Here is a 20777-nt window from a genome sequence, read left to right on the forward strand (position 1 = left end):
CGCTCAAAATTCCGTCATCGGTGCCATCTGGAAGGAACGGGCATGGGCGAGACCAAAGACCGGATCGAGGAACTCGTCCGTGAGTACCACCGGGAGCAGGCTCCGGGGCCGTTCGTGCCCGGTGTCAGCCCCGTGCAGGTCTCCGGGGCGGTGCTGAGCGCCGAGGACCGGCTGGCGCTGGTGTCGGCCGCGCTGGATATGCGGATCGCGGCCGGGACCTCCTCCCGGCGCTTCGAGCGCGAGTTCGCCCGGTTCATCGGCACCCGCAAGGCGCACCTGACGAACTCGGGGTCGTCGGCGAACCTGCTGGCGCTCAGCTCCCTGACCTCACCGCAGTTGGAGGAGCAGCGGCTCAAGCCCGGCGACGAGGTCGTGACGGTGGCCGCCGGGTTCCCCACCACGGTCAGCCCGATCCTGCACAACGGGCTGGTGCCGGTCTTCGTCGACGTCGAGCTGGGCACCTACAACACCACGCCGGAGCGGATCGCCGCCGCCATCGGTCCCCGGACCCGGGCGATCATGATCGCGCACTCGCTCGGCAACCCCTTCCAGGCCGAGGAGATCGCTCAACTCGCCGAGGATCGCGGCCTGTTCTTCGTCGAGGACAACTGCGACGGGGTGGACTCCACCTACCGGGGCCGGCGCACCGGTTCCTTCGGCGACCTGTCCACGACGAGCTTCTACCCGGCGCACCACATCGCGATGGGCGAGGGCGGCTGTGTGCTGACCGGCAACCTGGCCCTGGCCCGCATCGTGGAGTCCTTCCGGGACTGGGGCCGGGACTGCTGGTGCGAGCCGGGTGAGGACAACCGGTGCATGAAGCGCTTCGACCAGCAGATGGGCAAGCTGCCGCACGGCTACGACCACAAGTACATCTTCTCCCACGTCGGCTACAACCTGAAGGCGACGGACCTCCAAGCGTCCCTGGGGCTCAGTCAGTTGAGCCGGATCGACGAGTTCGGCGCGGCCCGCCGCCGCAACTGGCGGCACCTGCGGGAGGGTCTGGAGGGGCTGCCGGGCCTGCTGCTGCCGGAGGCCACCCCGGACAGCGACCCGAGCTGGTTCGGCTTCCTGATCACCGTCTCGCCGGACGCCTCGTACAGCCGGGCCGCGCTGGTCGACTTCCTGGAGTCCCGCCGGATCCACACCCGGCGCTTCTTCGCGGGCAACCTCACCCGCCACCCCGCCTACGCCGACCGCCCGCACCGGATCGCCGAGCCCCTGGTCAACAGCGACCTGATCACGGACCAGACGTTCTGGATCGGGGTGTATCCCGGACTGACGGAGGAGATGCTGGACTACGTGATCGCCTCCGTGCGGGAGTTCACCGCCCGCGGCTGACGAGCGGCGCCCTCCGCCGCGGACGGAGTCCGCCCGCTGACCCGGCCGCGGCCGGGTGCCGTTCCAGGGCCGCGGCCGACCGTGGCGTCGACCAGAGGAGACCTGCGGTGGCCGGTGGCCGCCCAGAGGCTGAGGGGGTAACGATGCTACGAACGGTGGCCGTCGTCGGCACCGGCCTGATCGGCACGTCCATCGGTCTGGCCGTCAGCCGGCACGGCGTCACGGTGCACTTGCTCGACCAGGACGAAGTGGCCGCCCGCACGGCCGCCGCGCTGGGCGCGGGCCTGGTGGGCGCCCCGGACGAGCCGGCCGACCTGGCGGTGATCGCGGTACCACCGGGCGCCGTCGGCGAGGTGCTCGGGCGGACGCAGGCACGGGGCCTGGCCCGGAGCTACACCGACGTGGCCAGCGTGAAGGCGCAGCTGACGCGGGAGATGCTCACGTCCCTGCCCGACCCGTCGCACTACGTCGGCGGTCATCCTCTGGCCGGCCGTGAGCACAGCGGCCCGCTGGCGGCGCACGCCGGACTGTTCGAGGACCGGGCCTGGGTCCTGACCCCTTCGCCGACGACGTCCCGGGACGCGGTGAACCGGGTCTTCGAAATGATCGCGCTGTGCGGCGCGGTCCCGGTGATCATGGACAGTCGCGCGCACGACGACGCCGTGGCGTTGACGTCGCACGCTCCCCATCTGCTGGCCAGCCTCATGGCCGCGCGACTTCGGCTCGGCTCGCAGGACGAGATCCGGCTCGCGGGGCAGGGGCTGCACGACATCACGCGGATGGCCGTCAGGGATCCAGAGCTGTGGAGCGACATCCTTCAGGCCAACGCGCCGGCCGTGGCCGGGGTGCTCCGCGAGTTGAGGGACGACCTGACGACCGTGCTGGGCACGCTCGACGACCTCTCCGACGCGCCCCGGGACATGCGGAGCCGGACCCTGAAGCCGGTTGTGGACCTGCTGGACGACGGTGCCGCCGGACTGGCGGCGATCCAGGGACGGCGCTCCGCGGACCGGGAGACTCAGGTGGAGGTCCTGGTCGCGGACCGCGCGGGCCAGTTGGTCCGTCTGCTGGACGCCCTCAGAGCGCTCCGGGTGGAGCCGGAGGACGTGGTGCCGCGGCTCTCCCCGGAGGAAGGCACCCTCTCCATGAGGTTCGCGGTGCCGGCGGTGCGGGCCGGCCGGATCGTCCTGGAACTGGAGCAGGGCGGCTGGGACGCCGACTCGATCGACCCGGCCTCCGGCGCCCGCCGGCAGAGGGCGGTCGCTCCGCCCCGCCGGACGGGTGAGCCGCACCGGGGATTCCGGGAGCCCCTGGTACCGGCACGGAAGTGAAGATTGCCGACCGGAGGCGCACAGCCTTGAGCGTGCGCGAGGCGGCCCCCTCCGGTCTCGGACGGGAGGGGGCCGCCGGCGTTCCCGGGGCCGCCGGTCAGACGGCGTAGTCGGCCAGTTCGGCGGCCAGGGGGGCCTCCACGTTGGCCTTGATGCGGGTGCCGTCCTCCTCGTGGGTCTCGGCGAGGACCTCGCCCGAGGAGTGGATACGGGCGACCAGGTGGCCGGCCGTGTAGGGGACCAGGACCTCGATCTCGGTGTCGGGGTGCGGGAGTTCCCGCTCGATCCGGGCGCGCAGGGCGTCGATGCCGTCGCCGGAGCGGGCCGAGACGGTGATCGCGCCGGGCTCGGCGGCGAGCAGGCGGTCCAGGGTCTCCGGGTCGGCGACGTCGGCCTTGTTGATGACGACGACCTCCGGCACGCCCGCCCCGCCGACCTCGCCGACGACGGCGCGGACCGCCTCGATCTGTGCCTCGGGGTCGGGGTGCGAGCCGTCCACGACGTGGAGGATCAGGTCCGCCTCGGCGACCTCCTCCAGGGTGGAGCGGAAGGCGTCGACCAGCTGGTGGGGCAGGTGGCGCACGAAGCCGACGGTGTCGGCCAGGGTGTAGGCGCGTCCGCCGGGCGTCTCGGTGCGGCGCACGGTCGGGTCCAGGGTGGCGAAGAGCGCGTTCTGCACGTGCACGCCGGCCCCGGTGAGCCGGTTGAGCAGGGAGGACTTGCCGGCGTTGGTGTAGCCGGCGAGGGCCACGGAGGGCACCTTGTTCCGGCGCCGTTCCTGCCGCTTGAGGTCCCGGGAGGTCTTCATGTCCTCGATGTCCCGGCGCATCTTGGCCATCTTGTCGCGCAGCCGGCGCCGGTCCGTCTCGATCTTGGTCTCGCCGGGGCCGCGGGTGGCCATGCCGCCGCCCCCGCTGCCGCCTCCGCCCATCTGCCGGGACAGCGACGCGCCCCAGCCGCGCAGCCTCGGCAGCATGTACTGCATCTGCGCGAGGGCGACCTGGGCCTTGCCCTCGCTGGAGGTGGCGCGCTGGGCGAAGATGTCGAGGATCAGGGCGGTGCGGTCGACCACCTTGACCTTCACGACCTCCTCCAGCCGCACCAGCTGGGCCGGGCTCAGCTCGCCGTCGCACACGACGGTGTCGGCGCCGGTCTGCTCCACCAGGTCGCGCAGTTCGGCCGCCTTGCCGGAGCCGATGTAGGTGGCCGGGTCCGGCTTGTCCCGGCGCTGGACGACCCCGTCGAGGACGAGGGCTCCGGCGGTCTCGGCGAGGGCCGCCAGCTCCGCGAGCGAACTCTCGGCCTCGGCGACCGTGCCGGAGGTCCAGACACCGGCGAGCACGACCCGTTCCAGGCGGACCTCGCGCTGCTCGACCTCGACGACGTCCCTGAGGTCGGTGGACAGGCCGCTCACGTGTCGCAGGCCGGTGTCCTCGGTGGCGTCGATGGCGTCGGCGGTGCCGATGACGTTCCGGGTCCGGGGCGTTTCGTTCGTGTGGTTCGTCAACGTGTTCCTTTCGGTTTCCCGCGGTTCGGGAGCGGTGGGGGGTCGGGGCCCGCGGGGCCGGTGGTCCCGCGGGCCCGGTGGCGGGCTCAGCGTGCGAGACGTCCGGTGAGCCGTATGTCGGCCGACGAGGAACCGACCTGGACGTCCCGGGCACCGGGGGCCGGCTGCCAGGCGTCTCGGGCGGTGTCCCAGTACTGGAGGGCGCGGGCGCCGACCGGGACGGTGACGCGCTTCTCCTGCCCCGGCGCGAGCGTCACCTTGGTGTATCCGGCGAGCTTCCTGACCGGCTGCGGTACGCCGGTCTCCGCGCTCGGGCCGAGGTAGACCTGGACGACCTCCTTGCCGGTGCGGGCACCGGTGTTGCGCACGGTGACGCGCACCGCGGCACCGGTGGCGGTGCGTTCGACGGCCAGGTCCCGGTAGGCGAACGAGGTGTACGACAGGCCGTGGCCGAACGCGAAGAGCGGCCGCACGCCCTGCTGGTCGTACCAGCGGTGGCCCACGTGCACGCCTTCGCTGTACTCCTGCTCGCCGTTCACGCCGGGGAAACGCTCGGGGTGTCCCGCCATGGGGTGGGCGTCCTCGGCCGCGGGGAAGGTCTGGGTGAGCTTCCCGCCGGGGTTGGCGTCCCCGTACAGCAGGGCGGCGGTGGCCTGGGCGCCCTCCTGGCCGGGGTACCACATCTGGAGTACGGCGGCGGTGTCGTCGAGCCACGGCATGAGCACCGAGGAGCCGGTGTTGAGGACCACGACGGTGTTGGGGTTGGCCTCGGCGACGGCCGCGATCAGCCGGTCCTGGCCGTCGGGCAGGGACAGCGAGGGCCGGTCGTAGCCCTCGGAGCCCTCGTCCTGGGCGAAGACGACGGCGGTCTCGGCGGCGGCCGCGGCGGCCACGGCCCGGTCGAAGTCGGCGGCGGCCTGCTGCGGGGTGACCCAGGTCAGGTCCACTTCCAGCGGGCGGTCCGGCCACGCCCAGCCGCTCATGGTGACCCGGTGGGTGCCGCGGGTGAGCCTCATCGGGACGCTGGTGGTGTCGCTGAAGGAGTCGGCGGCGTAGACCGGGGCCTGGCCGTCGATCTGGAGGATCGCCATGCCTCCGTCGACCCGGACGCCGATGCGGTAGTCGCCGTCGGCGGGCACGGTCAGGGTGCCTTCGTAGAACTGGCGGTCGCCGCCCGCGTCGAGCTGCTTGCCGTTGGTGAAGGCGGGGCTGAGGTTCTCGGTGGGCAGGGGGGCGCCGAGGCGGTCGATGCCGGGTTCGTAGGTGACGGACGCACCGGCGCCCGCGCGCTCGCGCAGCAGGTCGACGGGTGCCGCCGCGGCGTCCGGGACGACGTGGGCGCTGCCCAGGCCGGAGACCTTGGGGCGCTTGGCGCTGTCGCCGATGACGGCGAGGTCGGAGCCGGCCGTGCCGGTCAGCGGCAGGGCGGGGCGGTCGGCGGTGGTGGTGTTGCGCAGGAGGACGGCGCCGTTCTCGGCGATCTCGCGTGCGGTGGCGCGTCCCGCGGCGGTGTCGCGTGCGGGGCGGGCCGGGGCGGTGGCGGCGAGCAGACCGAAGCGTTCCATCCGGCCGACGATGCGGGTGACCGCGGTGTCGAGGGCGGCCTCGGGGACGGTGCCGTCCTGGACGGCGGCCTTGAGGGCGGCTCCGAAGTACTTGGTGTCGGGGACGGGGTCGGTGGGCTTGCCCATCTCCAGGCCCAGTTCCTGGTCGAGTCCCTTGGTGAGGTCGGTGGTGGCGTGGGTGGCCAGCCAGTCGGACATGACCCAGCCCTTGAAGTCCCACTGGTCGCGCAGCACCGACCGCAGCAGTCCGTCGTTGCCGCAGGAGTGGGCGCCGTTGACCTGGTTGTAGGAGCACATCACGGCGGCGGCGCCGGCGTCGACGGCGGCCTGGAAGGCGGGGAGTTCGACCTCGTGGAGGGTCTGCTCGTCGATGGCCGCGTCGATGGTGAAGCGGTCGGTCTCCTGGTTGTTGCCCGCGAAGTGCTTGACGGTGGCCATCAGGCCCTGGCTCTGGATTCCCTGGATCTCGGCGGCGGCGGTGCGGGAGGTGACCAGCGGATCCTCGCTGAACGTCTCGAAGTTCCGTCCGCCGTGCGGCACTCGGATCGTGTTGACCATGGGGGCGAGCACCACGTCCTGGCCGAGGGCGCGGCCCTCGTGCCCCAGCACCTTGCCGTACTCCCGCGCGAGGGAGTCGTCGAAGGTGGCGGCGAGCGCGGTCGGGGTGGGCAGCGTGGTGGCGCGGGTGCCGTTGAGGCGTATCCCGGTCGGGCCGTCGGAGACCTGGAGCTGGGGTATGCCGAGGCGCGGGACGCCGGGCAGGTGGCCGACGCCGCGGGCGAGCGGTCCGCCTTCGGGGCCGGCGGTCCAGTGCACGAACGACAGCTTCTCGTCCAGGGTCATCCGGGCGACCAGGGACTGGACGCGGGCGCTCGCCCCCGGCGTGGCGGAGGGGGCGGACGCCGGGGTCGCCGTGGCCGGGGTGAGCAGGCCGCTCGCGCACCCGAGGGCGACCGCGGCGGCCAGCAGTCGGGCGGGGCGGCGGACCAGGTCGCGCCGGGCGCGGACGCCGGTGCCGGTACGGGGGTGGAGGCGGGGTCTTGGCTCCCCTGACCCGCGGCGGAAGAGCATGAGGTCTCCGTAGGTTGTCGGATGGCCCGGGTGGGCCGGTTGTCGCTGACGGGATGTCATGTCGTCCCCTCCGCCCCGCGAACTCGGCCCTGCTCTCCTGCGGGGGAACGTAACTTCCCTTTTCCGCGCGGGCAATTGGCCGGCCGGGGGCACGGGAGGGTCGTCACGGCCGCCGCGAGGGCGGACGTACGGGGGTGGGAGGACGGCCGGAGCTGCGGATTCCGTGCGCTGTCCGGGCCGTGGGGCCTCGGACCGGCACCGCGGGGTACGGCCGGGCGTGCCCCGGCGTCCGCCGCGGGGCGCCGGCGCGGCGGCCGGCCTCCAGCGGACTTCGAGCGGGTGTCGAGCGGTTCTCCGGTGGATGTCCTGCGCGGACCGGCGCGCTCGCCGCGTCGTACGGCGCCGGCCTCAGGGGCGCAGGCCGGTGAACAGGCCGCGGCCGGAGGGTCCGCCGGGAAGGAACTCGACGGCCAGTCCGGCGCGTTCGAAGGCCAGCTCGTAGGCGGAGCGCGGGAAGAGGGTGATGCGGTGGCTCTCCGACAGGTGCTCGACGCCCTCCCCGGGTTCGGCCACGAGGTAGTGCACGTCGATGCGGGTGGCACCGTCCTCCAGCCGGGAGTGGGAGACCCGGGAGATCGTCTTGCCCTCGGCCTCCACCACGGCGGCGCCGACGTAGCCGGGGGTGAACGTCTCGGGGAACCACCAGGGTTCGACCACGACGACACCGCCGGACTCGGTGTGGGCGGCGAAGGTTGCCAGGGCGGCGTCGAGTTCGGCCTGGTCGGTCATGTGGCCGATCGAGCTGAACATGCAGGTGACGGCGGAGTACGTGGTGCCCAGGGCGAAGTCGCGCATGTCGCCGTGGTGGACGGTGGTGGCGGGGTTGCGGTGCCGGGCCGCGGCGAGCATGTCCGGGGAGAGTTCCAGGCCCTCGACACGCTCGAAGCGGGCGGCCAGGTGGGACAGGTGCAGACCGGTCCCGCAGGCCACGTCCAGGAGGCTGCGGGCACCGGGGACCCGGGCGGTGACCAGAGCGGCCAGGTCGGCGGCCTCTCCGGCGTAGTCCTTGCCCTTGCCCTGGTGCACCAGGTCGTAGACCCGGGCGATGGCGCCCGTGTAGCCGTCGGCGGGACGGGCGTCGGTGGTGGTCACTGGGACTCTCCTCGGCGTCGGGGGGTGGGGCGGGATCGGGCGGCCGTGAGCTGCTCCAGCCGGGTCACGACGGCGGCCGGAGTGGGGTCGGCGAGGGCCTGGGCGCGCAGCCTCCGCGCTCCCGCGGCGAGCGCCGGGTCCTCGACGGCCCGGACGATCGCGGCGCGCAGCGTGCCGGTGTCCAGCTTGTCGGGCGGCAGGTCGATGCCCGCGCCGGCCTCGGCGTGCAGCAGGGCCTTGAGCGGGGCGTCCCACAGGGCGCCGACGATGATCTGCGGTACGCCGTGCAGGGTGGCGGTGGAGTGGGTGCCGGCGCCGCCGTGGTGGACGATGGCCGAGCAGGTCGGCAGCAGGGCGTCCAGGGGCACGAAGTCGACGACGCGGATGTTCTCGGGCAGCGCGTCGCGGTCGGCGAGCTGGGCGGCGTCGAGGGTCGCGACGATCTCGGCGTCGACGTCGCCGAGGGCGTGCAGCAGGTCCTCGAAGGGGACGGCGTCGCGGCCGAAGGTCTCGCGGGCGGAGACCCCGAGGGTGAGGCAGACCCGGGGCCGGGAGGGCGGTGTGCTCAGCCAGTCGGGGACGACGGAGGGGCCGTTGTAGGGGACGTAGCGCATGGGCAGGACGTCGCCGACGGCGGGCAGCCGCAGGCTCGCGGGGGCCGGGTCGATGGTCCAGTCGGCGGTCACGATCCGTTCGACGGCCTCGGCGTCGGCGGTGACGCCGTGCCGCTCCAGCGTCCACGTCAGCCACTCCGCCATCGGGTCCTCGCGCCGCTCGGCGGGCTGCCGGCTCATCAGGTCGAGGAACTGCGCGCGGGCGTTGAGGACGACGTCCGGGCCCCACAGCACGCGGGCGTGCGGGGTTCCGGTCACGTGCGCGGCGATGGCGCCGGCGTAGGTGAAGGGCTCCCAGACGATCAGGTCGGGCCGCCACGAACGGGCCACGTCCACCAGGTCGTCGATGGTGGTGTCGCCGTTGAGCGGCGCGAACGACATCGCGGTCATCATGGTCTGCTGGCCGAGGGCGTGCTCCCAGCCGAACGGCAGGTGGCGGGTCTCGGCGAAGTCCAGTCCCCGCTGGTACGGGGTGGGGTCGCCGGCGATCTGCGTCATCAGCTCGGTGATGGAGTCCAGGTCGCCGACGGGCTGGGCGGTCAGGCCGGAGCCGTTGACGACCTCGGTGAGGGCGGGCTGGCTGGCCACCCTGACCTCGTGGCCGGCCGCGCGCAGCGCCCAGGCCAGGGGCACCAGGGGGTGGTAGTGGGTGTTGTGCGCGAAGCACGTGATCAGGACGCGCATGGCGTCGACTCCCTCTTGGCGACCGGGAAACGGGCGGGGGCGAGCAGGACGGGCGACCGCGGGCGGGTGACCGGCTCGCCGGCCTCCCGCAGGTGGGGCAGCGTCTCGGCCAGCGTGCGCAGCGCGGCCCCGGCGATCGAGGTGATCAGGGGCGCGGACAGGGCGAAGTGCAGGTCCGGGGCGAGGCCCAGGGGTGCGGCGCCGGCCGGTGCCCCGGGGTCGCGGCCGGCCGCGGCCATCAGCACGGCGACCCGCGCGCCGGCGGGCAGTTCGGTCCCGGCGAGGGTGGTCTCCGTGCGGGTGGTCCTGGTCTCCAGGCGGACCGGCGGGGACGTCCGCAGGGTCTCCCGTACGGCTTCCGCGGCGAGCGCGGGGTCGGCGGTGAGGCGCTCCCAGGCGCCGGTGCGGGCGCGCAGGCGCCGTACGGTCTCGACGATGAGGACGGCGGTGGTCTCGGCGGCGCTCACGGCGAGGACGCCGGCCGCGCGGGCTGTGTCCTCGCCGGCCCCGCCCGCCTCGGACAGGTGCCGGGTGAGCAGGGCGGCGACGGTGGCCTCGGCGGCGCGGGTCGCGCGGGCGGTGGCGTACGGCTGGGGGCAGACCAGGCCGTCGAGGGCGTACCGGCAGTCGGGCAGGACGCGGGCGAACTCCTCGTGGGCGGTGTCGGGCAGGCTGAACTGCTCGGCGAGGACGGCGCCTGGCAGCCGGCGGGCGAAGTCCTCGGCGAGGTCGAAGTGCTCTCCGCAGCCCTCCAGGAGCCGCCGGGCGTAGGTGGCGGCGCGCTGCGCGACGCAGTTCTCCTCCCGCGCCCACAGCAGCGGACCGCCGAACGCGGTCAGGGGGGCGAGGCGGGCGGCGGTGGCGCGGTCGAGGGAGAGCAGGTCGCTGCGCAGGGGCAGGCCGTCCAGCCCGTCGGGGGTGCCGTCGGGTCCGGTGCCGTCGAAGGCCGGGTCGGTGAGGACCTGTTCGGCGACGGCGCGGTGGGCGGTGACCCAGGTGTCCAGCGGCGCGCTGCGGTACAGCGGCCCCTGCTCGCGGACGCGCTCCTCGTGGCGCGCCGGGTCGTCCGCGCCCGCCCGCAGCAGCAGCCCGTACGGGTCGCCCTCGGTGCCGGCGAACCACTGGGCGGCGCGGGTGAGCTGGTTGCGCCGTGCGACGAGCGCCTCGGCGAGGCCGGCGCGCGGGCGGGTGGTGGGGGCGGGCTCGACGGGCGGCACGGCGGTCAGCCGCTTCGCGGGTGCCGGCCCGGCGGGCGACGGGTCGGTGCGGGTCCGGTCCGCGGGCAGGGGCTCGGCGGACAGTGGCTCGGCGGTCATGTGCGGCTCCTCATCTGTCGCCGCCGGGCAGCGCTCCGGTCCACGCGTCGATCGCTCGGGCCGTGTCCGGGGCGTGCTCGGTCATCATCGTGAAGTGATTGCCGGGGATGTCGGCGGTGGTGTGGGCGCCGTCCCACACCGAGCGCCAGTCCCGGTCCGGGTCGGTCCAGGGGGCCATCGGCAGGCCGGCCCGGAGGTGGAGCACGGGGGCGCGGGTGGGCGACGGCCTCCAGTCCTGGAGCAGCCGGTGGTAGGCGCCCATGGCGGTGAGCCGGGTGTCGTCGAGCGGCAGGACCGCGCGTTCGCCGGCCCAGCGCAGCATGACGTCCCGCCAGACGCCCATCGCCCCGGGGTCGGCGGGTGTGTAGACGTCGGCGAGGACGAGACCGGCCGGCGCGGTGCCGCCGGCGCGCTCCAGGTGGTCGGTGAGGGCGTGGGCCAGGTTGGCGCCGGCCGAGTGGCCGACCAGGACGTAGGGCCTGCCCCCGGTGTACTCGGAGAGCGCGTCGGCGTGTGCCGCGCACAGGGCCGCCAGCGACCGGGGCAGCGGCTCGCCGGTCCTGAACCCCGGCTGAGGCAGGGCGATTACGGTGCGCCGCCCGGCCAGCGCGGCGGCGAGGGCGGTGAACTCCGCCGGGCCGGAGACGGCGGCGGTGCCGGCCAGCGCGACGAGCAGCGGGCCGTCGTCGGCGCCCTCGGGCCCGTCCGCGAGCCGGACGGGGCGGGTCGGGCGCCGGGTCTCGGTGGTGAACACCGGGCGCAGCGCGGCCACGCCCGACAGGGCGTCCACGGCGTCGCCGACCCGGCCGGCGTCCAGCGCGGCGCGGTAGAGGGCGACCAGGGTGCCGTCGGCGCCCGAGCCGGTGGCGGGCCGGGGGTCGGGCTCCTCGCGGCCCAGGAGGTCCAGCAGGTGGGCGGTGAGCGCCTCGGGGGTGTCGTGCTCCAGGAAGGTCTCCGGCGGCAGGTCGGTCCCGGTGGCGGCGGACAGCCGGCGCCTGAGGCGGGTGACGGCGAGGGAGTCGAAGCCGCTGTGGGTGAACGTCGTGTCGGTGGACACCTCGTCGGCGCCGTCGAGACCCAGCACGGCGGCGGCCTCGGCGCACACCAGGGTGCGTACGGCGGTGGTGCGGGCGGCCCGGTCACGGCCGGCCAGTTCGCGGCGCAGGTCGCGCGGGGCGGTCCGCGGCGCCTCGCGGCCGGGGCCGTCGTGGTCCGGGTCGTCGTGGTCCGGGTCGTCGCCGTTCGCGGGGTCCGGGCCGGTCGCGCCGGTCAGTTCGGCGATGAGGGGGCTGGAGCGGTAGCCGGTGAAGCCGGCGGCGAAGCGGGGCCAGTCGGTGTCCGTGACGGTGACGGCCGTCTCGCCCGCGCCGACGGCGCGCAGGAGTTCGGTGAGCGCGTCGTCGGGGTCCATGGGACGCACTCCGTGGCGCCGCAGGTGCGCGGCGCCCGCGCCGTCCCCGAGGTCGCCCATGCCGCCGCCGCCCCAGAGCCCCCAGGCGACGGACGTGGCGGGCAGCCCCCGGGCGCGACGCCGCTCGGCGAGCGCGTCCAGTGCCGCGTTCGCCGCACCGTAGGCACTCTGCCCCGCGCTGCCCCACACGCCGGCTCCCGACGCGTACAGCACGAACGCGTCCAGCTCCAGCGTGCGCGTCAGTTCGTCCAGGTGCAGCGCGCCCGCCACCTTCCCCGCGTACACGTCGCGGACGAGGTCCGGTCCGCTCTCGGTGAGCGGGGCGAGCTGTGGGACGCCCGCCGCGTGGAACACGGCGCTCAGCGGGGCGTCGGCGGGGACGGCGGCGAGCACGGCGGCGAGCGCGTCCCGGTCCGCGACGTCGCAGGCGGCGAAGGTCACCTTGGCGCCCAGTGCGAGGAGTTCGGCCTCCAGGGCGTCGGCGCCGGGCGCGCCGCGTCCGCGACGGCCCACCAGCAGCAGGTGGCCGGCGCCCTCGCGGGCGAGCCGGAGCGCGAGCCGGCCGCCGAGGGCACCGGCGCCCCCGGTGATCAGTACGGTGCCGCGTGGCCGGTACGGCGTGGTCGATGCGGGCCGGGGCGCGGGGGTGAGCCGGCGGCCGTGGAGCCCGTCGGCGCGTACGGCGACCTGGTCCTCGTCGCCGGTGAGGACGGTGGCGAGCCGGTCCCAGTCGGCGGGGCCGGGCCGCGCGGGCAGGTCGGCCAGGCCGCCCCAGAGGGCGGGCAGTTCGAGGGCGGCCGTGCGGCCGAGGCCCCACAGGGCGGCGCCCGCGACACCGGGGGTTTCGGTGGGCGTGACGGCGACGGCCGCCCGGGTGACGCACCACAGCCGGGCGGGTACGGCGCTGTCGGCGAGGGCCTGGGTGAGGGCCAGGGTGGCCCGTACGGCGGTGGGCACCGGTTCGGTGGGGGGCGCGGATTCGTCCAGGGCGAGCAGGGAGAGTACGCCGGTGAGGGGGCCGGCCGCCGGGCCGGTGTGCGCGTCGCGCAGGGCGGCGGCGAGTGCGCGGCGGTCGGCGGTGGCGGGGTCGGCGGCGAGGCGGTGGACGGCGGCGCCCCGCGCGGTCAGGGCGCGCGCCGCCTCGTCGGCGGCGGCGGTCCCGGCGCGGGGTTCGACCAGCAGCCAGGTGCCCGCCGGTGCGGTGGGGCCGGACGGTACGGGGCGCCAGGTGACGCGGTAGCGGCGGGGGCCGGTGGCCCGCTCCGGGGGCCGCGGGGTGGGTTCGATCCAGTACCGGCGGTGCTGCCAGGCGTACACCGGCAGCGTGAGCGCGTGGCCCGGACGGTCCGGGAGGAGGCCGGCCCGGTCCAGGGAGGCGCCTCGGGTGTGGGCGGTGGCGACGCCCCGCAGCAGGGTGGCCGTCTCCTCGTGCCCTCGGCGCAGCAGGGGCACCGTGCCCGGGTCCGCGCCGTCGGCGAGGGTCTCCTCGGCCGCGCCGCACAGCACGGCGTCCGGGCCGAGTTCCACGAAGGTGGCGGCGCCGAGGACCCGGGCGGTGCGCACGGCGTCGGCGAAGCGGACCGTGCCGCGCACGTGCCGGGCCCAGTAGGCGCCGGTGCGCAGGTCGTCGCCGGTGGCGCGGCGGCCGGTGACGTCGGAGACCACGGGGATGCGGGGCGCCCGGTAGGTGAGCCGGTCCGCCAGCGCGCGGAACTCGTCCAGCATCGGCTCCATCAGCGGGGAGTGGAAGGCGTGGCTGACGGTCAGCGGCTTGGTCTTGTGGCCGAGGGCGCGCAGCGCGGCGCCGATCCGCTCGACGGAGGCGGCGGCGCCGGAGACGACGACGGAGCGGGGCCCGTTGACGGCGGCCACGTCCAGCAGCGGGTCGCCGTCGAGCAGGGCGCGGACCTCGTCCTCGGCGGCGCGTACGGAGAGCATCGCGCCGCCCGCCGGGAGAGCCTGCATCAGCCGGCCGCGGGCGGCGACCAGGGCGCACGCGTCGTCGAGGTCGAGGACGCCCGCCGCGTGGGCGGCGGCGATGCCGCCCACGGAGTGGCCGAGCAGGACGTCGGGCCGCATCCCCCAGTCCTCCAGGAGCCGGAAGAGGGCGGTCTCCAGGGCGAAGAGCGCGGCCTGGGCGTTCTGGGTGCGGTGCAGGGCCTCCTCGTCGTCGAGGAGGGCGGTCAGCGGCCGGTCCAGCCGGGGGTCGAGGAGGGCGGCCACGGCGTCGAACGCCTCCGCGAACACGGGGTGCGCGGCGTGCAGTTCGCGTCCCATGCGCAACCGCTGGCTGCCCTGCCCGGTGAAGAGGAACGCGGTCTTCGCGTCGCGGCGGTACACGCCCTGGGCGAGGGCGGGGTGTTCCTCGCCGGCGGCGAGCGCGTCGAGACCGGCGGTCAGCCGCTCGGAGGTCTCGCCGAGGATGACGGCACGGTGCTCGAAGGCGGACCGGGTGGCGGCGAGGGCGCGTCCGAGGGCATGGGGGTCGGTGCCGGGTGCGGCGGCGAGGTGCTCGCGCAGGACGGTCGCCTGGGCCCGCAGGGCCTTGGGGGAGCGCCCGGACACGAACCAGGGTACGAGGGCGGGTTGGGCGGGAGCCGGGGAGACGGGTTGGGTGGGAGCCGGGGAGACGGGTTGGGTGGGAGCCGGGGAGACGGGTTGGGTGGGAGCCGGGTCGGCGGCGGTCGGTGCGGCCGGTGACGGGGCGGGCGGTTCCTCCAGGACGACGTGGGCGTTGGTGCCGCCGACACCGAAGGCGGAGACGCCCGCGCGGCGGGGCCGGTCGGTGTCGGCGGGCCAGTGCACGGGCTCGGTCAGCAGGCGCACCCGGCCGGCCGACCAGTCCACGTGCGGGGTGGGCGTGCCGGCGTGCAGGGTGCGCGGGAGCAGGCCGTGGCGCAGTGCCTCGACCGTCTTGATGATGCCGCCGACCCCCGCGGCCGCCTGCGCGTGGCCGATGTTGGACTTCAGCGAGCCGAGCCACAGCGGGTGCCGCTCCGGCCGGCCGGGCCCGTAGACGTCGAGCAGTGCCTGGGCCTCGATGGGGTCGCCGAGCCGGGTGCCCGTGCCGTGCGCCTCGACGGCGTCGACGTCGTGCGGTTCGAGCCCCGCGTCGGCCAGCGCGCGTCGGATCACGCGCTGCTGGGAGGGGCCGTTGGGGGCGGTCAGTCCGTTGCTGGCACCGTCCTGGTTGACGGCGGTGCCGCGGATGACGGCGTGCACGGTCCGTCCGGCGCGTACCGCGTCGGAGAGTCTCTCCAGCACCAGGACGCCGACGCCCTCGGCCCAGCCGGTGCCGTCCGCGTCGGCCGAGAAGGCCTTGCATCGGCCGTCGGAGGCCAGGCCCTTCTGCCGGGAGAACTCCACGAAGGCCGCCGCGTCCGGCATGACCGCCACGCCGCCCGCGAGCGCCAGGGCGCACTCGTCGCGCCGCAGGGCGGCGACGGCCAGGTGCACGGCGACCAGGGAGGAGGAGCAGGCCGTCTCGACGGTCATCGCCGGGCCTTCGAGGCCGAGGACGTAGCTGACGCGCCCGGACAGCACGGCGTCCGCGCTGCCGGTGAGCAGGTAGCCCTCCGAACCGGCCGGGATCCTGCCGGGGTCGGTGGCGTACTCGCCGTGGGCGGCGCCGACGTACACGCCGGTGCCGGACCCGCGCAGGGTGCGCGGGTCCAGGCCGGTGCGTTCCAGTGCCTCCCAGGTGGTCTCCAGGAGCTGCCGCTGCTGGGGGTCCATGACGACCGCCTCGCGCGGCGAGATGCCGAAGAACGCGGCGTCGAAGTCGGCCGCGCCGGAGAGGAACCCGCCTTCGGCGCAGTACGTCGTCCCCTGCGACTCGGGGTCCGGGTCGTACAGGGCGGCCAGGTCCCAGCCGCGGTCCCGCGGGAACGGTCCGACGGCGTCCGTCCCCGTCTCGACGAGCCGCCACAGTGCCTCGGGTGAGTCCACACCCCCCGGGTACCGGCAGGCCATGCCGACCACGGCGATCGGCTCGTGCGCTGCCTCGGTCAGATCCCGGTTGCGCCGGCGGAGCCGCTCCGTCTCCTTCAGTGAGGTCCGCAGCGCCTCCATCAGCTTCTCGGAGGACATGGCCATCGGTGAGGGTCACCTCTCTCGGCGGACGTGGCTGCGGTTCAGGCGGCGTCGCGCAGCGCCAGTTCGATCAATGCCTCGTCGTCCAGCGCGTCGATGTCGGCACCGCCGTCCGGCTCAGTGAATCGGGCGGCGCCTGAGAATCGCTCGGGCGACGCCAGTGCGAGCAGCGCGTCCAGCAGTCCCGCCTCGCGCAGTACGGGCAGCGGGACCGTGGCGAGGGCGGCCCGGACGCCGGCCTCCTCGGGGTCCGTCGCGAAGACCGGCACCTCGTCCGGCACGAGCAGGCCGACGAGGTGTTCGGCCAGCGCGGAGGCCGTCGGGTGGTCGAAGACGAGGGTCGGGGGCAGTTTGCGTCCGGTGGCCCGGCCGAGGCGCGCGGCGAACTCGCTCGCGGTCAGCGAGCTGAACCCGAGGGCGCTGAACGCCTGGTCGGGGTCCACCTCCTCGGCCCCGGTGTGGCCGAGCACGGCGGCGACGCCGCCGCACACCTGCGCCAGTACCCTCTCGTACCGCTCGGCGGGGTCCACGTCGGCCAGTCGCGCCGCCCAGTCGAGACCGTCCTGCTCGCGTCCGGCGTCGTCCTGTGCTCCCAGCGCCTCGCGCACGCCCGGCAGGGCGCCGATGAGCGGGCTCGGGCGCAGGGCGCAGTACGCCCGCGCGAAGAGCGGCCAGTCCAGGTCGGCGAGGGCCACGCAGACGTCGTCGCGGTCCAGGGCGTCGCCCAGGGCCCGCACGGCCGACACCGGGTCCATGGTGCGCAGGCCGCGGCTGCCGAGGAACTCCTCGCCGGCCCCGTCGCCCATGCCGCCGCCGCCCCACAGTCCCCAGGCGACGGACGTGGCGGCCAGCCCCCGGGCGCGACGCCGCTCGGCGAGCGCGTCCAGCGCCGCGTTCGCCGCACCGTAGGCACTCTGTCCCCCGCTGCCCCACACGCCGGCTCCCGACGCGTACAGCACGAACGCGTCCAGCTCCAGCGAGCGCGTCAGCTCGTCCAGGTGCAGCGCACCCGTCACCTTCCCCGCGTACACGTCGCGCAGCGAGTCGAGGCCGGTGTCGAGGAACGCCTCCGAGTGCGGCACTCCGGCGGTGTGGAAAACGGCGGTGGGCGGGTGCCGGTCCAGCAGTGCGGCGAGCGCGTCCCGGTCGGCCACGTCGCAGGCGGCGACCGTCACCTCGGCGCCCAGCGCGCGGAGTTCGGCGGCGAGTTCGGAGGCTCCGGGGGCGTCGGGGCCGCGCCGGCCGGTGAGGACCAGGTGCTCGGCGCCGGCGCCGGCCAGCCAGCGGGCCACGTGCCCGCCGAGGGCACCGGTGCCGCCGGTGACCAGCACGGTGCCGCGCGGGGTGTAGCGGCGTCGGACGGGCGCGGTCGCGTCCGTCACGAGCCGGCGGCCGTACGTCCCGGAGGCCCGTACGGCGATCTGGTCCTCGTCGTCGCGGCCGGTCAGCGCGGCGACGACGCGCTGCCAGGCGCGCGCGTCGGGCTCGTCGGGCAGGTCCACCAGACCGCCCCACAGCCGGGGGTGCTCCAGCGCGACGCCCCGTCCCAGCCCCCAGACCTGGGCGCCCGCGGGGGCCGGCTGTTCGGCGGGCGAGACGGCGACGGCCCCCTGGGTCAGGGCCCACAGCCGCGCTCCGGTACCGCAGTCGGCGGCGGCCTGTGCGAGGGCGGTGGTCCCGGCCACGGCGAGCGGCAGTCCGGGGTCGCGCGGGTGGGTGCGCTCGTCGATGCCGAGGAGGGACAGGATGCCGGTGAGGTCGCCGTGGGCCGCCAGCCGCGCGGCCAGCTCCCCGCGCTCGACGTTCCCCGCGTCCACCACCAGCCGCTCGACCCGCGCACCGGCACCGGCCAGCGCGGCCTCGGCCCCGGCACTCTCCACGCCCTCCGGCACCACGACCAGCCAACGCCCGCCGAGCGCACCGCCCGCGTCACCGGCCAGCCCCTGCCACGACACCCGGTAGCGCCAGGTATCGGTGCCGGCAGGCCGGGCGTTCTGGGACCGGGTGCCGGGGTCGAGCCAGTAGTGCCGGCGTTGGAAGGGGTAGGTGGGCAGATCGACCCGCTGGGCACCGGTGCCTTCGAAGAGGGGCGCCCAGTCGACGGACGTGCCGTGCACGAACAGTTCGGCGGCCGAGGTCAGGAAACGGGCCAGCCCGCCGTCGTCCCGGCGCAGGGAGCCGACGGCCGTCACATCGGCCGTCTCCTGCACGCCCATCGTCAGGACCGGGTGCGCGCTGGACTCGACGAACGTCCCGAAGCCCTTCGAGGCCAGCAGACGCACGGTCTCCTCGAAGCGGACCGTGTGACGGAGATTGCGGTACCAGTAACCGGCGTCGAGGGTCGTGGTGTCCGCGGGGGCGGCATCGACGGTCGAGTAGAACGGGATCCGCGAAGCAGTCGGGGTGATCGGGGCGAGCACGTCGAGGAGTTCGGCCTCGATGCGCTCCACGTGTGCGGAGTGCGAGGCGTAGTCCACGGGGACCTGCCGGGCCCGGATCTTCTCCGCCCGGCAGGCGGCGACGAACTCCACGATCGCGTCGGCGTCACCGGCGACGACCGTGGAGGACGGCCCATTGACCGCGGCTACGTCCAGACGGCCCTCCCAGTCGGCAGACAGCCGTGCCTCCACGCCCGCACGCGGCAGCGACACCGACGCCATGCCGCCCAGGCCGGCCAGCTCCCGGCCGATCACCTGCGCCCGCAAAGCCACCACTCGGGCGGCGTCCTCCAGGGAGAGCGCACCACTCACAGCCGCCGCGGCGATCTCACCCTGCGAGTGACCCACCACCGCATCCGGTACGACGCCCACCGAGCGCCACAGCTCGGCCAGGGACACCATGACCGCCCACGTGACCGGCTGGATCACCTCCACCCGCTCCAGAGCAGCACCCGACCGCAGCACCTCGACCGGATCGAAGTCCACGAACGGCTCCAACGCCGCCGCACACTCCCCCATCCGAGACGCAAACACCGGCGAGACATCCAGCAGTTCACGGCCCATCCCCGCCCACTGCGTCCCCTGACCCGGGAACACCAGCACCGTCCGGCCGGACGAGTCCGAGGCGACGCCCTCCACCGTGATGTGGTCCAGCGTCACCGAGCGGTGTTCCAGGGCCGAGCGTCCGGTGGCCAGGCTGAAAGCCACGTCGAGCGGCCGCAGTTCACCGGCCGGCTCCAGCAGTCGCCGTACGCGCTCCGACTGGTCGGCCAGCGCGGTCCGGGACTTGGCGCTCACCACCAGCGGGACCACGGGCAGTCCCCGTGTCGGCGCCGGGTCCTCGTCGGGCTCCACGGCGGGCGCCTGCTCCAGGATCACGTGCGCGTTCGTGCCGCTCACCCCGAACGACGACACCCCAGCCCGGCGCGGGCGGTCCGCCGCGGGCCAGTCGCGGGTCTCCGTCAGCAGCTCCACTCCCCCCTCGGACCAGTTGATCTCCGCCGACGGAGCGTCGACGTGCAGTGTCTTCGGCAGGACGCCGGTGCGCAGCGCCATCACCGTCTTGATGACGCCCGCGACGCCCGCGGCGGCCTGGGTGTGGCCGATGTTGGACTTCAGCGAGCCCAGCCACAGCGGGCGTTCGGCGGTGCGGGTGCGGCCGTAGGTGTCCATGAGGGCGTGCGCCTCGATCGGGTCGCCGAGCCGGGTGCCGGTGCCGTGCGCCTCCACGGCGTCGACGTCGGCGGCGGTGAGCCCGGCGTCGGTGAGCGCCTGGCGGATCACGCGCTGCTGGGCGGCGCCGCTGGGGGCGGTGAGGCCGTTGCTGGCGCCGTCCTGGTTGACGGCGGAGCCCCGCAGGACCGCCAGGACGCGGTGGCCCCGGCGTACGGCGTCGGAGAGCCGTTCCACGAGCAGCATGCCGGCGCCCTCGCCGGGTCCGAAGCCGTCGGCCGCGTCGGCGAACGCCTTGCACCGGCCGTCGGCCGCCAGGCCCCGCTGCCGGGAGAACTGGACGAACACGGCGGGGGTGGACATGACGGTGACACCGCCGGTGAGCGCGAGGTCGCACTCCCCGGCACGCAGTGCGCGGACCGCCTGGTGCAGGGCGACCAGGGAGGAGGAGCAGGCCGTGTCCACGGTCACGGACGGGCCTTCGAGGCCCAGGGTGTAGGAGATGCGGCCGGAGGTGAAGCTGACGACGCCTCCGGTGAGCAGGTCGCCCTCCAGCTCGGCGGAGGGCTCGTGGACGGCGGAGGTGTAGCCGCCGTCCCAGGCCCCGACGAACACGCCCGTGCGGGAGCCGCGCAGGGTGCGCGGGTCGATGCCGGCCCGCTCCAGGGCCTCCCAGGAGGTTTCGAGCAGCAGTCGCTGCTGGGGGTCCATGGCGAGGGCCTCGCGGGGCGAGATGCCGAAGAACGCGGGGTCGAAGGCGCCCGCGTCCGGCAGGAAGCCGCCCTCGCGGCAGTAGGTGCGGCCGGCCGCGTCCGGGTCCGGGTCGTACAGGCCCGCGGTGTCCCAGCCGCGGTCGCCCGGCAGCGGGGAAACGGCGTCGGTGCCGGTGGACACCAGCTCCCACAGGGCCTCGGGCGAGGCGGCGCCGCCGGGCAGGCGGCAGGCCATGCCGACGATGGCGACGGGCTCGTGGGCCCGCGCCTCCAGTTCCCTGAGGCGTTCGCTGGTGCGGTGCAGTTCGGTGGTGGCCCGCTTCAGGTAGTCGCGGAGCTTGTCTTCGTTCGCCATGTCTGTCTGTTCAC

Annotated in this window: 8 protein-coding genes and 1 pseudogene; 2 read left to right on the forward strand and 7 right to left on the reverse strand. The window is 75.2% G+C overall.

Features of this window, described 5'->3' with window-relative positions:
* The first annotated feature begins 42 nt into the window (after positions 1-42).
* The gene (gene rfbH / locus ACZ67M_RS37560) at positions 43-1341 is read left to right on the forward strand and encodes a lipopolysaccharide biosynthesis protein RfbH (RefSeq protein WP_361362402.1); all 1299 of its coding nucleotides are present in this window, start codon (positions 43-45) and stop codon (positions 1339-1341) included.
* A 143-nt stretch (positions 1342-1484) separates the two neighbouring features.
* A complete protein-coding gene (locus tag ACZ67M_RS37565; RefSeq protein WP_469854337.1) occupies positions 1485-2672 on the forward strand; it encodes a prephenate dehydrogenase in 1188 nt (395 codons plus the stop codon).
* Between the two features lie 97 nt (positions 2673-2769).
* Here the strand turns inward: ACZ67M_RS37565 and hflX are convergent, their stop codons facing one another.
* The 7 genes and pseudogenes from hflX to ACZ67M_RS37600 all read right to left on the reverse strand — a co-directional run bounded on the left by hflX (position 2770) and on the right by ACZ67M_RS37600 (position 20763).
* Entirely contained in the window at positions 2770-4137 is a 1368-nt protein-coding gene (gene hflX / locus ACZ67M_RS37570; protein WP_361362445.1) for a GTPase HflX, read from the reverse strand.
* 128 nt (positions 4138-4265) lie between these two features.
* A complete protein-coding gene (locus ACZ67M_RS37575) occupies positions 4266-6815 on the reverse strand; it encodes a glycoside hydrolase family 3 protein (protein ID WP_392103205.1) in 2550 nt (849 codons plus the stop codon).
* A 408-nt stretch (positions 6816-7223) separates the two neighbouring features.
* Positions 7224-7967 (reverse strand): class I SAM-dependent methyltransferase, encoded by a 744-nt coding sequence (locus tag ACZ67M_RS37580; protein ID WP_361362410.1) that lies wholly within the window; start codon positions 7965-7967, stop codon positions 7224-7226.
* Positions 7964-9265: an activator-dependent family glycosyltransferase gene (locus ACZ67M_RS37585; RefSeq protein ID WP_469854338.1), complete on the reverse strand. Its 1302-nt coding sequence runs from the start codon at positions 9263-9265 to the stop codon at positions 7964-7966. The genes ACZ67M_RS37580 and ACZ67M_RS37585 overlap by 4 nt, the downstream gene beginning before the upstream one ends.
* Positions 9253-10581, reverse strand: coding sequence for a cytochrome P450 family protein (locus tag ACZ67M_RS37590; protein ID WP_467322850.1), 1329 nt, complete (start codon positions 10579-10581; stop codon positions 9253-9255). Before ACZ67M_RS37590 ends, ACZ67M_RS37585 begins: the two co-directional genes overlap by 13 nt.
* Before the next feature lie 52 nt (positions 10582-10633).
* Positions 10634-16087 (reverse strand): annotated as a pseudogene (locus ACZ67M_RS37595) (SDR family NAD(P)-dependent oxidoreductase); the annotation flags it as partial.
* Between the two features lie 38 nt (positions 16088-16125).
* On the reverse strand, positions 16126-20763 hold the full coding sequence (locus ACZ67M_RS37600) for a type I polyketide synthase (protein ID WP_469854339.1): 4638 nt from the start codon (positions 20761-20763) through the stop codon (positions 16126-16128).
* Positions 20764-20777 lie beyond the last annotated feature (14 nt).

Source organism: Streptomyces sp. NPDC107500 (assembly GCF_055582785.1).